This is a genomic window from Aeromonas sp. FDAARGOS 1409 (assembly GCF_019048705.1).
Classification (GTDB): Bacteria; Pseudomonadota; Gammaproteobacteria; order Enterobacterales; family Aeromonadaceae; genus Aeromonas; species Aeromonas sanarellii.
The window spans coordinates 2,225,806-2,238,612 of record NZ_CP077395.1 but is presented as its reverse complement, the minus strand read 5'-3'; the positions used below and the strand labels follow the sequence as shown (position 1 = coordinate 2,238,612).

The following is a 12,807-nucleotide window of genomic DNA, read 5'->3' as shown; positions in this document are numbered from 1 at the left end:
ATGCTAGTGAACAAAGGTTAAAAGATGGAGCGGCCAAGGCGCTCTGCCAGCAATTCCAGCGCCGCCGTCCCCGCCAGGGAGTTGCCCGCCTTGTTGAGCTCGGGCGACCAGACGCAGACCACCAGCTCCCCCGGGATCAGCGCCATGATGCCGCCCCCTACCCCGGACTTGCCCGGCATGCCGACCCGGTAGGCGAAGTCGCCCGCCTCGTCGTAGAGGCCACAGGTGGCGAGCAGGGCGTTGACCTGCTTGGTGGTGCGGGCCGGCAGCAGGGGCGTCGTCTCGCCAAGGGGCACGCCGCGGTTGGCCAGATAGATGAAGGTCCTGGCCAGATCGACGCAACTCATGCGGATGGCGCAGGCATTGAAATAGCTCTGCAGCACCTTGTCCACCTCGTTCTCGAAGTTGCCGTAGGCCTTCATCAGATAGGCGATGGCGGCGTTGCGGGCGGCGTGCTGGTATTCGGAGCGGGCCACCACCTGATCCGCCATGATGGCCGGGTTGCCCGAGAGGCGGCGGGCCAGCTCCAGGGTGCGCTGGCGCGGGGCGGTGAGCCGGGTCTCCAGCAGATCGCTCACCACCAGGGCGCCGGCGTTGATGAAGGGGTTGCGGGGGATACCGTGCTCGAACTCCAGCTGCACCAGGGAGTTGAACGGCTGCCCCGAGGGCTCCTTGCCGACCCTGGCCCAAATCTCCTCCTCCTGATAGAGGGTGAGAGCCAGGGTCAGGCTCAGGGCCTTGGAGATGCTCTGGATGGAGAAGGGCTCGAAAGCATCACCTGCGGTGAACAATTCCCCTTCAACAGTACAGACCGCGATCCCCAGCCGGTTCGCCGGCACCTGGGCCAGCGCGGGAATGTAATCGGCCACCTTGCCCTGCCCGAGCAGCGGTCGCACCTCTTCCAGGATGCTGGCCAGTAATTCGGATGACAACACCATCGGCAATTCCATGACGTGAGACGAGGCGGGACCAGCCCACCGACAAAAATCCCGCCGGCGGCGGGATTTTCTATGTGCCCGTGACAGGCAGTCCGATATCAGGCCGGCTCGCCGTACCAGAGGTCGAACAGCTCGGTGACCACCACGGCTTCCAGCCCCTTGCCTTGCAGCCAGGACTGGATGGCGGCGCGATCCTCGTCGGTGCACTTGCCGAGCTGCTGGGTGCAGATCATGCCTTCCCAGGCCAGGTGACCCGAGCCGGCGAAGGCCAGCTTGCGAGGCTCCACCACCTCGTCGATCAGCGCATCGACCACGGCATCAATGGTCTCTTCGGCGGTGCCGACCGGGAAGTTGAAACTGATGTCGAACCCCATTTCCTGGAATTCGTCGACGCGCAGTTTCTTACGCAGGCGGCGGCTACGGTTGGCCATGATAGCTCCTTAGTTGATACGTTGACTCAGTTGACTCGTTTGAAAATCAGATCCCAGACCCCGTGACCCAGACGATGGCCACGTTGCTCGAATTTGGTCAGCGGGCGCCAGTCGGGACGGGGCACCCAGTTGCCGCTGGCGGAGGTGTTCTCGTACCCTTCGGCGGCGCTCATCACCTCCAGCATGTGCTCGGCGTAGTTTTCCCAGTCGGTGGCCATGTGGAAGACGCCACCGATGGCGAGCTTCTGGCGAATGGCCTGGGCAAAGGCCGGCTGCACGATGCGGCGCTTGTGGTGACGGCTCTTGTGCCAGGGGTCGGGGAAGAAGAGCTGCAGGCAGGAGAGGGAACCGTTCGGGATCATGTGCTCCAGCACCTCCACCGCATCGTGGCAGAGGACGCGCAGGTTGGTGACACCCGCCTCCTGGGCGGTGCCGAGGCAGGCGCCCACGCCCGGGGAGTGCACCTCGATGCCGATGAAGTTCTTCTCGGGGGCATGCTTGGCCATCTCCACCAGGGAGGCGCCCATGCCGAAGCCGATCTCCAGCACCACGGGGGCCTCGCGACCAAACAGCGCGACCAGGTCGAGCTGCTTTTGCTCAAAATCGATGCCCATGACCGGCCAGAGCTCTTCCAGGGCCTTCTCCTGCCCCTTGGTCAGGCGGCCTTCGCGACGGACGAAGCTGCGGATCTTGCGCATGAACTTGCCGTCTTCGTTAAACACATCTTGGGTCACAGACATAGTAAATTGCTCGTTATTTCATCGCTCTGGAGCAGAGGCGACATAAATGGATCGCTCGTTATTGCATCAATCGGCAAAAACAGGGGAGCGAATTATCCCAAGATAGCCACGGGGTGCAAGTGTTTCGCACAACAAATCCCCTCGAACTGCCCACTTCCGCCGGCAAGGTTGACAAATGCCGCCCCCTTCACAGAATCTGCCGGGCGTCAGGCGCATCCTGACGCGGAAAAATAAAACCATACACAACAAAGGATTGCAGTATGAAGAAAACCCTGTTGGCCCTCGCCATCCCGACCCTGCTGGCCGGGTGCAACCCCTCTGAAAACGACTCCCAGCCCCCCGCCCCCGGGACCCAGGCCCATGAATATCTGGTGCAGCTGAGCTCGAGCGCCGAAGGCATAGGCGCCAGACCCACGGGCACCGAGGCCGAGACCCGGGCCGCCGCCTGGATCCAGGACCATCTGACCGGCTGGGGTTACGAGGTGCAGAACCAGCCTTTCACCTACACCCGGGGCGGCACCGAGAAGCACTCCCAAAACCTGGTCGCCGAGCTCAAGGGCCAGAGTGACAAGGTGATCCTCATCGGTGCCCACTACGACAGCACCGGCGAGAAGAAGGGCTCGGAAGGTGCCACCGACAACGGCGCCGGTGTCGCGGCCCTCTTGGCGGTCGCCGAGGCGCTCAAGGATCAGACCCTGCCCTACACGGTGCGCTTCGCCTTCTTCGGGGCCGAGGAGAACGGCCTCAACGGCTCCAGGGCCTATGCCGCCAGCCTCGATGGCGCCGCCGTCGCCAAGCTGCTGGCCATGGTGAACTACGACACCATCGCCGGTGGCGACATCGTCTACGTCCACTCCGCCCACTCCGACGTGGCCGAGTACAACTGTGCCGACCCGAGCCGCTACAGTTTCGATCCCAAGGTGCGCGACCGCCTGCTGGCCATCTCCAGGCAGACGTCGACCCCCTTCGCCATCCACCCCAGCTACGACGGCTACCCGGAGGGGGAGACCGGCAGCTGGTCCGATCACGCGCCCTTTGCCTGCCTGGGTGTGCCCATCGCCTATGTGGAGGCCACCAACTTCACCATCAACGGCGAGGCCGGCTATGACGGCTACTCCCAGAGCACCAACCCGGCCCTGTGGGACTGCTACGACGATGCCACCAAGAGCGCCTGCGATCGGGACAGCGAGACCCAGTGGGGCAAGATCTGGCATACCGAGCACGACCGCCTCGACAGGATGGCGGAGCTCTTCCCGGGCCGCATAGAGCAGCAGCTCGGGGCCAACACCGATCTGATGATCCGTTTCCTGAAAGAACCAGGGCTCTGATCCCAGGGCGCTCCGGCAGGGCTTTTTGCGCCCCCGGCCAGTGTTGAAGCGATAAAATTCGGGCAGGTGTCAAACCTGCCCTTTTTTATGGATTTTTGTGACAGCCATTGCCTCATTTCTGAAATCTGATACAAACGGATAACCTGGCGGTTGAATGGAGCGACCGCCACCTAGTCAGAGAGAACCCTATGCAGCCGTTTTTTGCCCAGCGCTTCGAGAAGGTCGAGCCTTCCTTTATCCGTGAAATCCTCAAAGTCGCCGCCAATCCGGAGATCATCTCCTTCGCCGGCGGCCTGCCCAACCCCCATCTGTTCCCGGTCAAGGCCATCGAGCAAGCGTGCCAGGACGTGCTGCGCGAGCAGGGAGCCGCCGCGCTGCAATACGCCACCACCGAGGGCTTCGCCCCGCTGCGCCAGTTCATCGCCGACCGCTACCTGAGCCGCCACGGCATGGCCGTCAATCCTGACAACATCCTGATCACCAGCGGCTCCCAGCAGGCGCTGGATCTGCTGGGCAAGGTGCTGATCGACGAGGGGCAGGATCTCATCATCGAGGAGCCGGGCTACCTGGGCGCCATCCAGGCGTTCTCCGTCTACCAGCCGACCTTCAAGCCCATCACCCTGGGAGAGGAGGGACTGGATCTGGCCGCGCTGGATGCGCTGCTGGAGCAGGGGTCCAACGCCAAGCTGCTGTACGGGGTTCCGAACTTCCAGAACCCGAGCGGTGTCTCCTACAGCCGTGCCAACCGCGAGGCGCTGGCACAGCGCCTGGTGCGCCACGAGCTGCTGATGGTGGAAGACGACCCCTATGGCGAGCTGCGCTTCGAAGGGGAGCACCTGCCCCCCGTCGCCAAGCTGGCCCCCCACAATACAGTGCTGCTCGGCTCCTTCTCCAAGACGGTGGTGCCCGCGTTCCGCCTGGGCTGGATGCTGGTGCCGGACTGGCTGCGCAAGAAGGTCACCATCGCCAAGCAGGCCACCGACCTGCACAGCAACGCCTTCAGCCAGCAGGTGCTGCACCGCTTCCTGACCGACAACTCGCTGGATGCCCATCTGGAGAAGATCAAGGAGGTCTACGGCCGCCAGCGTGCCGCCATGGAGGCCGCCCTGGCCCGTCACTGCCCGCCCGGCGTCAGCTACACCCGCCCCGAGGGGGGCATGTTCCTCTGGCTGACCCTGCCATCCAGCGTCAGCGCCATGGCCCTGTTCGACGAGGCGATCAAGGAGAAGGTGGCCTTCGTGCCCGGCGCCCCCTTCTACGTGCGCCCCGAGATCCAGAACACCCTGCGTCTGAGCTTCTCCTGCGTGGACGAAGCCACCACGGAAGAGGGCATCCAGCGGCTGTGCCGCGCCCTCGCCCGCATGCTCTGAGCCGACCGGCCATAAAAAAACCAGCGACCCGGTCGCTGGTTTTTTTTCGTCCCCCGTTCGGCCTCAGGACCCGCCCTTCGCCAGCAGGCCGGCAAAGTGCTTCATGGGCATGGGCCTGCCGAAGAGATAGCCCTGCAGGAAGGTCACCTGGCGCGCTCGCAGGTAGTCGGCCTGCACCTGGTTCTCCACCCCTTCCGCCACCAGTTGCAGCCCGAGCCGGGTCGCGAGATCGATGACGTTCTCGACGATGTGGCTGGAGAGGGCGTCCGACCCTATCATGCCGACGAAGCTCTGATCGATCTTGAGGAAGTCGACCTGGAAGGTCTGCAGATAGGTGAGGCTGGAGTGGCCTGTGCCAAAGTCGTCGATGGCGATGAAGACGCCGAGGGCGTGCAGTTCGGCAAACAGCTGGTCCGTGGTCTCGTCCGCGACGATGAGCTCCCGCTCGGTCAGCTCCAGCACCAGCTTGATCGGGTTGGCCCTGAAGGCGTTGATGAAGTCCCGGCAGTCCTCCACCAGGCTCAGATCCTTGCAGTGGCTCGCGCTGATGTTGAATCCGAAGTGAAACCCCCTTGGCAGCGTCTCCACCAGGGGCGCAAAGGCCTCGCGCACCTGCATCATCAGGGAGCGGGTCATGGGCACGATGAGGCCGCACTCCTCCGCCATGGGGATGAAGCGATCCGGCGAGATCATGCCCTGACGAGGATGCTGCCAGCGCATCAGCACCTCGCAGCCGCTCCAGTGGGCATCGTCCCCGGTCACCACGGGTTGCAGGTAGGGGATGAACTCCTGCTGATCCAGCGCCCGCTTCAGCTCCTGAACCGGCGAGGTCGGGCGCCCCGTCAGCCAGAAGACCCCCACCCCGAGCAGCAGCCCCAGCAGGGGATAGAAGATGACGCCGACCTTGGAGTAGTCCCAGATGTGGGCGCCGTACTCGTTGAGCGACACCCTGGTCACCACCTTGAACGGATATCTGGTCGAGGCCTGCTCGAGGTAACCCTGGCTCTCCTCGGGAATGAGCCGATCGGTGAGCCGGCTGTCCCGCAGCAGCATCTGCTGCCCCACCACCAGCCCGAGGGGCGAGTTGCGGCTCAGCATGTCCAGTATGTTGAGCAGGTAGTAGCCGTCGACCCCCACCAGCACGCTGAACTCCCCCGCCGCCTCCCGGTAGACGATGAGAGGGCGATTGGGCGTGACCGGGTTGCCCTTCATCAGATCGAGCCTGCCGCCCACATAGTCGTCCCGCGAGAACTTGCCGCTGACCGGGCCATAGAGGGAGGAGCAGTAGATGGTATCGCCCCTGGCCAGGTTGACGCTGCGCACATCCGGCACCGTGGCCACCTGATCCCGCAGCCCCTGCACCACCTCGAGACAGGGCTTGTCCAGGCTGCCGATGAGGGCCGACGCCGCCTGCCCGGCGTTGTCCAGGGTGCGGTCGAACATGACTCTGGCATGCTCCAGCCGCTCCACCGCATCCTGTCTCACGCCGTTGGCGGTCTGCCAGGTGACGATGGCCAGCCCCAGCACCATGGGCAGCAGGCCGGCCAGCAAGGCGCACAGCAGCCTGATATAGAATTGACGCACCCTTAAACGACGAAATGGCATAAGAGCCCTCATGGTCATGGCGAAAAAGCGCACAAGTGTACCCGCTGGTGCTCGCTTGGCAAGCACGAAGGAGACTCGGGATGCCGAGCCGGCCCGGATCATCGCCGACAGGTGGCCGCGGGGCCAGCCCCGCGCCCCCTGGCCAGCGGAAATTATAATGCTTATAAAAACAGGACCTTGTCCATCCAGCCCCCAGCCTCTAGAGTAGAGCCAACAGGGTCGGGGGAGGCAGCACATGAAGATACTGATCACGGGAGGCACGGGGTTCATCGGTCGCCGCCTGGTGGCGCACCTCAAGGTGGCACACGAGGTAGTGGTCCTGACCCGCCAGGGCAGCCGGGCCTATGATCTGCTCGGTCACGACGTCACCCTGCTCGACAGCCTGGACAGGCTGGATCATCTCAACGACGTGGACATCGTCATCAATCTGGCCGGCGAGCCCATCGCCGCCGGACGCTGGAGCGAATCCCGCAAGCAGTTGCTGTGCAACAGCCGCTGGCTGCTGACCGAACAGCTGGTGGATCTCATCAAGCTCTCCGGCACGCCCCCCAGGCTGCTGCTCAATGCCTCCGCCATCGGCTGGTATGGTCGCCAGGGGGATGCCCCGCTGGATGAAACGTGCCAGACGCCCCACGACGAGTTCACCCACCGCCTCTGCCAGCAGTGGGAGCAGCTGGCCCTGCAGGCCCGCACGCCCCAGACCCGGGTCTGCATAGTGCGCATCGGCCTGGTGCTCGGCATGGAGGGAGGGGCCCTGCCCAGAATGCTGCCCCCCTATCGGCTCGGCCTCGGCGGCCCCATGGGCAGCGGCACCCAGATGATGAGCTGGATCCACGTGCAGGATCTGGTACGCGCCATGCTGTTCCTCATTGAGCACGACGAGTGCGACGGCATCTTCAACGGCACGGCCCCGCAGCCCGTCAGCAATCGCGCGTTCAGCCAGGCCCTGGCCGCCACGCTCCATCGCCCACACCTCTTCTTCGTGCCAGCGCCCCTCTTGCGCCTCCTGATGGGAGAGGCGGCGGATCTGCTGCTCACCGGCCAGCAGGTGCTCCCCGTCCGTTTGCAGCAGGCAGGCTTCCATTTCACCTATCCGGCCCTGCCCGAGGCCCTGGCCGACCTGCTGCGCTCCCCGCGCTGACCCCATGAAAAATCCCGACCGAAGTCGGGATTGTCGTCTGCCTCAGAGCAGCCCCTGCCCCAGCCCCCTGAGTCTGTCGCTCAGGGTGCCCGCCAGCAGCTGGCGGCGCATGCCCTGCCCGGCCAGGGTCACCAGCAGGGCCCCCAGCAGGGGGAGTCCGGCCCAGATGGCCCAGTGGAACTGCCACTGGGCATCCTGCCACCACCACTGCAGGCCGAAGGAGCAGAGCTCCACCACCATGGCGGCGCAGAGCCCCGCCAGGGCGCCGCTCGCCACCAGCTCCCAGCGCAGCATCTTCTCGAGCAGGGCGCTGCCCGCCCCCAGGGTGCGCATCAGCAGCAGCTCCCGGCGCCGATGGGCCATGCTGGCCTGGGTCTGGGTCAGCAGCACCAGCAGGGCGGCCACCGTCACCAGCCCCAGCATCAGCCCCAGGGCCCGGCTCACCTGATCGGACACCAGGGTCAGCCTGGCGATCAGATCCTCCACGTCGATGAGGCTCACCGTGGGGTGATGGCGGATGATCTCCACCTCGGCGCGGCGTCCCTGCTCGGCCAGCCGGGCGGGCAGGCGGTAGCTGCCGAGCCAGGTCTGGGAGAAGGGGGCCAGCACGTCCGGCGAGAAGATCATGTAGAAGTTGGGCCTCATGTTGTCCCACTTGATGGATCTCAGGCTGGTCACCCTGGCCTCGAACGCCCGCCCCTCTATGGTGAAGCCGAGCACATCCCCCAGCGCGATGCCGAGCCGCTCCGCCAGCGCCTCGTCGACGGAGACCTCCCCCTTGCCGGCGAGCCATTGGCCGGACGTCACCTTGTTGTCGGGGGGCAGGGTCGTGGTGGTGGTGAAGTTGAGCTCCCTGTCCACCCCCTCCCGCGCCGCATCCTCCCCCACGGCCTCCCCCGCTATCCTGGTCAGGCGTCCGCGCACCATGGGATAGAAGTCCGAGGTGATGGCGCCGGCCCGCTGCAGGTCAGCCAGAATGCCGTCGCGCTCCTCATCGGCCACGTTGACCAGGAAGCGGTTCGGGGCATCGGCGGGCAGGCGGGCGGAGAAGTCTTCGAGCAGATCGACCCGCGCCGCCCACAGCAGCCCGAACAGCATGAGCGCCAGGGCGAAGCCTGCCAGCTGGAACAGGCCGCTGCCACGCTCCCGAGAGAGGTGGCTGATGGCGAGCCGCAAGGCATGAGGCCCCTTGAGCCGGCTGCCGAGGCGCAGCAGCCCGGAGGCGAGCAGCGCCAGCAGCAGCATCAACACCCCCATGCCGCCGATGAGGCCGAGCGCCAGCCGGACGTCCGCGGTGAAACCCCACACCAGCGCGAACAGGCCGATCAGGCCCACCGGCACCGTCAGCCAGGGAGGGATCCCGGCCTCCAGCTCACGGCGCAGCACCCGCAGCGGCGGCACCTTGAGCAGGCGAAGGAAGGGCACGAACGCCAGCAACAGGGTGATGAAGAAGGCGACCGCGATCCCCAGGGCGAACGGCCGCCAGGAGGGAGGCGGCAGATCCGCCGGCAGCAGGTCCCCCAGCAGTTGCAGCGTCAGCCACTGCATGGCGCTCCCCGCCACCAGGCCCATGACCGCCCCCGCCAGGGTGAGGGAGAACAGCAGGGTGCCCATCAGCTGCCAGAGGGTGCGCCGCGACGCGCCGAGCGTCTTGAGCAGCGCCACCATGTTGGTCTGGCGCTCGGCGAAATGGCGCACCGCTATGCCCATGGCCAGCGCCCCCAGCAGCACGCCGGCGAGGGACGCCAGGCGGAAGAAGCGCTCGGCATTGGCCAGGGGCTTGCCGACCTGGGAGCCCTCGTCGTCCGGCTTGATCAGCTTCTGCCCGGCGGTCAGTTTGGGGCCGAGCCAGGCCTCATAGCGGGCGATCCCCTCCCGGGAGCCCTTGATGAGGTAGCGCCACTGCTGACGGCTGCCCGGCAGGAGGGCGCCGGTCGCCTCCACATCGGCGCTGTGGATCAGGGCCCGCGGCGCCATCTGGAAGGGGCTGAAGCCCTGATCCGGCTCCTGCCCCAGCTCGCCGGCCACCCTCAGCCGGGTGTTGCCGACCTCCAGCTCGTCCCCCACCTTGGCGCCGAGCAGCAGCATCACCCGGGCGGAGAGCCAGATCTCGCCGGGGACAGGGGCGCGCTGGGGATTAAGCTCCAGCTTGCCGTAGAAGGGGAAGTCCCCCGGCACGGCGCGGATGGAGGCCAGTTGCAGGCCGTCGCCGTGAAACAGCATGCTGTTGAAGCTGACCGTGGTCTGCACAGCCAATCCCTCCTGACTCGCCCGCGCCAGCCAGTCGGCAGGCGCCGGTGTGGCGGAGCGCAGCACCCGATCCGCCCCGATGAAGTCGCGTCCCGACGCCTTGAGCCCCGCATCCAGCCGGTCCGCCACCAGGGCCACGCTCAGCACGCAGGCCACGCTCAGCGCCAGCGCCAGCACAAACCAGCGCAGCTCGCCGCTGAACCCTTCCCGGCGCAGCAATGTCAATCCCAGTCGCCAGTGACTCATGACTCCCCCCTCACCGCCGACGCCAGCACAAACCGGGGTGGCAGCTCGCCACTGAACCCTTCCCGGCGCAGCAAGGTCAATCCCAGTCGCCACTGACTCATGACGTACACCTCCTAGCCCGCACCGGCTTGCGCGATGGCGTGAATCCCTGCTTTCGCTGACTCATGACAACTCCCCGACCCGGGCGGCCACCACGGCGCCGGAGTCCGACTGCAGCCGCCCTGCCGCCATCACCAGTTGCCGCTGGCAGCGCTTTGCCAGCTCATGGTCATGGGTCACCACCACCAGGGTGGTGTTGTGCTCGCGGTTCAGGCGAAACAGCAGCTCGATCACCGTCTCCCCCGTCTTGCTGTCGAGGTTGCCGGTGGGCTCGTCCGCCAACAGCAGGCTGGGGCGGGTCATGAAGGCCCTGGCGATGGCGACCCGCTGCTGCTCCCCGCCGGAGAGGCGTGGCGGCAGGTGGTGCAGCCGCTCGGCCAGCCCGACCTGGGCAAGCAGCGCGCGGGCACGGGGCTCGCTGTCGGTCTCGCCGCGCAGCTCCGCCGGCAGCATGACGTTCTCCAGGGCGCTCAGGGTGGGCAGCAGCAGGAAGGACTGGAACACGAAGCCCACCTGATCGGCGCGCAGTCTGGCGCGTCCCTCCTCGTCCAGCCGGGTCAGGGACTGACCGAGGATCTCGATCTCGCCACAGCTCGGCAGGTCGAGGCCGGCCAGCAGGCCGAGCAGGGTGGACTTGCCGGAACCGGACGCGCCGACCAGCGCCAGTGTCTCGCCGGTATTGACTTGCAGATCGATCCCTTCAAGGATGGTGAGACTTTCCTGGCCGAGGCGAACGGTTTTGCCGAGCCCCCTGACGGTGATAATGGGCGTTGAACTCATCTTGGGTTTCCTGTTTGCCTGAACCTGTAATGACAATAGATCTTGGGAGTTGAATGCATGATGCGTCTCTTGTTTGCCGTGAGCTGCCTGTGGTGCTGGGCAGCCTCTGTCCAGGCCCAGACCCTGCTGGTGCTGGGCGACAGCCTGAGCGCCGGCTATCAGATGAAGGCCGAACAGAGCTGGCCTGCCCTGCTCAATGAAAAATGGCAGCAGCAGGGCGGGGAACACAGGCTCATCAACGCCAGCATCAGCGGTGAAACCACCCAGGGCGGGCTCGCCCGCCTGCCAGCCCTGCTCGAGACCCACAAGCCGGACTGGGTGCTGATCGAACTCGGCGGCAACGACGGCCTGCGCGGGTTTTCCCCCGCCATCACCCGGGCCAACCTCACCAAGATGGTGGCGCTGGCCAAGGCGAGCCAGGCGAAGACGGTGCTGACCCAGATCCAGCTGCCCCGCAACTATGGCGCACGCTATCTGCAACAGTTCGAGCAGATCTTCCCTGAGCTGGCGCAGGCCAACGACCTGCCGCTGATGCCCTTCTTTCTGGATGATATTGTGCTGCGCCCTGAACTCATGATGAACGATGGGCTTCACCCGACGGCGGCCGCCCAGCCCCAGATCCGCGACAAGGTCGCCCGCTTCATCGAGCCCCTGCTGACCCAGTAGCCCAACGCAAAGCCCCCGCCAGGGCGGGGGCTTAGTGCTCGTCGGTTGCCGATCAGGGCCCAGGCTCAGCGCCCCAGGATCTGCCGCATCCGCTCCTGTACCACGTCCACCAGCAGATCGGGCTGGAACTTGGAGATAAAGCGGTTGCATCCCACCTTCTTGACCATGGCCTCGTTGAAGTTGCCGCTCAGGGAAGTGTTGAGGGTGATGAAGAGATCGGACATGCGCGGATCGCTGCGCACCTCGTGGGTGAGCCGGTAGCCATCCATCTCCGGCATCTCGGCATCCGTGATCATCAGCATGATCTCGTCGGTCACCTTCCTGCCCCCGTCGCACCACCCCTTGAGCAGCTTGAGCGCCTGCAGACCATCCTGGCACTCGATCACCTCGAGTCCGAGCTGGGCGAGCGTCTCGCGCACCTGGTTGCGCGCCGTGCTGGAGTCGTCGACGATGAGCACTCTGCGCCCCTGCATCTGGGGCAGGATCTCCTCGTCCAGCACCTCGGCCGAGATGCGCACGTCATAGGTGATGATCTCGGCCAGCACCTTCTCCACGTCGATGATCTCGACGATCTGGTCGACGCCCCCCTCCGGGACGCGGGTGATGGCGGTCAGGTAGTTGGAGCGGCCCGCCGAACGGGGGGGCGGCAGTATGTCCTTCCAGGTCATGTTGACGATGTGCGCGACCTGTCCCACCAGGAATCCCTGAATGGTGCGGTTGTACTCGGTGATGATGAGGTTGGACTCATGGTCGATGGCCATGGGGCGCATGCCGATGGCCCCGCGCAGGTTGATGACGGGGATGGAAACGCCGCGGATGTTCGCCACGCCGCTGATGTTGTGATGGGCGCCCGGCATCTTGTTGAGATGGGGCAGCTTGACCACCTCCCGCACCTTGAAGACGTTGATCGCAAAGAGTTGCTGGCCCCCCAAACGGAACATCAACAGCTCCAGGCGATTCTCCCCCACCAGCTGGGTACGTTGATCCACTGAATCCAATATGCTCGCCATATAAAGCCCTTACGTCCGTTTCCCGAGTGCCGCCCCCAAGGGGTTGCAAGATGCCAACCAGACTCGCCCTCCCCTGCCTGGGCGACGCGAGTCCCTATAGAAATAATGAAAAGGGTCGAGGAAAGATAGGCTCTTGACCACGGGGCGTGATCCTCGCCCCATCGCCGCCTCCGTCACAGGACCATACGGCGGCCCTGCGCCCT

General features: G+C 65.5%; 11 protein-coding genes. 4 read left to right on the top strand and 7 right to left on the bottom strand.

Annotation, left to right across the window (positions count from 1 at the left end; translation table 11 throughout):
* Positions 1-17: 17 nt before the first annotated feature.
* The 3 genes from glsB to trmB form a co-directional block, all read right to left on the bottom strand.
* Positions 18-938 (bottom strand): glutaminase B, encoded by a 921-nt coding sequence (glsB, locus tag I6L39_RS10645; RefSeq protein ID WP_164884769.1) that lies wholly within the window; start codon positions 936-938, stop codon positions 18-20.
* A 98-nt stretch (positions 939-1,036) separates the two neighbouring features.
* Positions 1,037-1,369: a YggL family protein gene (locus tag I6L39_RS10640; protein ID WP_216989632.1), complete on the bottom strand. Its 333-nt coding sequence runs from the start codon at positions 1,367-1,369 to the stop codon at positions 1,037-1,039.
* 26 nt (positions 1,370-1,395) lie between these two features.
* A complete protein-coding gene (gene trmB, locus I6L39_RS10635) occupies positions 1,396-2,109 on the bottom strand; it encodes a tRNA (guanosine(46)-N7)-methyltransferase TrmB (RefSeq protein ID WP_042078043.1) in 714 nt (237 codons plus the stop codon).
* Between the two features lie 260 nt (positions 2,110-2,369).
* Between trmB and I6L39_RS10630 the strand changes: the two genes are divergently transcribed.
* Positions 2,370-3,437: a M28 family metallopeptidase gene (locus I6L39_RS10630; RefSeq protein WP_216989631.1), complete on the top strand. Its 1,068-nt coding sequence runs from the start codon at positions 2,370-2,372 to the stop codon at positions 3,435-3,437.
* A 188-nt stretch (positions 3,438-3,625) separates the two neighbouring features.
* Entirely contained in the window at positions 3,626-4,807 is a 1,182-nt protein-coding gene (locus I6L39_RS10625; RefSeq protein WP_042078047.1) for a PLP-dependent aminotransferase family protein, read from the top strand.
* Between the two features lie 63 nt (positions 4,808-4,870).
* Here I6L39_RS10625 and I6L39_RS10620 read toward each other — a convergent pair whose 3' ends face one another.
* Positions 4,871-6,412, bottom strand: coding sequence for a cyclic diguanylate phosphodiesterase (locus I6L39_RS10620; protein WP_216989630.1), 1,542 nt, complete (start codon positions 6,410-6,412; stop codon positions 4,871-4,873).
* Positions 6,413-6,647: 235 nt separating this feature from the next.
* Between I6L39_RS10620 and I6L39_RS10615 the strand changes: the two genes are divergently transcribed.
* Positions 6,648-7,553 carry a TIGR01777 family oxidoreductase gene (locus tag I6L39_RS10615; protein WP_216989629.1) on the top strand — a complete coding sequence of 302 codons (906 nt, stop codon included), beginning with the start codon at positions 6,648-6,650 and terminating at the stop codon, positions 7,551-7,553.
* Positions 7,554-7,595: 42 nt separating this feature from the next.
* Here the strand turns inward: I6L39_RS10615 and I6L39_RS10610 are convergent, their stop codons facing one another.
* Together I6L39_RS10610 and I6L39_RS10605 are read right to left on the bottom strand one after the other, a co-directional pair.
* Positions 7,596-10,049 carry an ABC transporter permease gene (locus I6L39_RS10610; RefSeq protein ID WP_216989628.1) on the bottom strand — a complete coding sequence of 818 codons (2,454 nt, stop codon included), beginning with the start codon at positions 10,047-10,049 and terminating at the stop codon, positions 7,596-7,598.
* 162 nt (positions 10,050-10,211) lie between these two features.
* Entirely contained in the window at positions 10,212-10,928 is a 717-nt protein-coding gene (locus tag I6L39_RS10605) for an ABC transporter ATP-binding protein (RefSeq protein ID WP_042073978.1), read from the bottom strand.
* A gap of 57 nt (positions 10,929-10,985) precedes the next feature.
* On the opposite strand from I6L39_RS10605, the gene I6L39_RS10600 reads away from it, so the two are divergent.
* Positions 10,986-11,594, top strand: coding sequence for an arylesterase (locus I6L39_RS10600; RefSeq protein ID WP_042073979.1), 609 nt, complete (start codon positions 10,986-10,988; stop codon positions 11,592-11,594).
* A 65-nt stretch (positions 11,595-11,659) separates the two neighbouring features.
* Here the strand turns inward: I6L39_RS10600 and I6L39_RS10595 are convergent, their stop codons facing one another.
* Positions 11,660-12,604, bottom strand: a complete 945-nt coding sequence (locus I6L39_RS10595) for a chemotaxis protein CheV (protein ID WP_042073980.1) — start codon at positions 12,602-12,604, stop codon at positions 11,660-11,662.
* Positions 12,605-12,807: the final 203 nt, after the last annotated feature.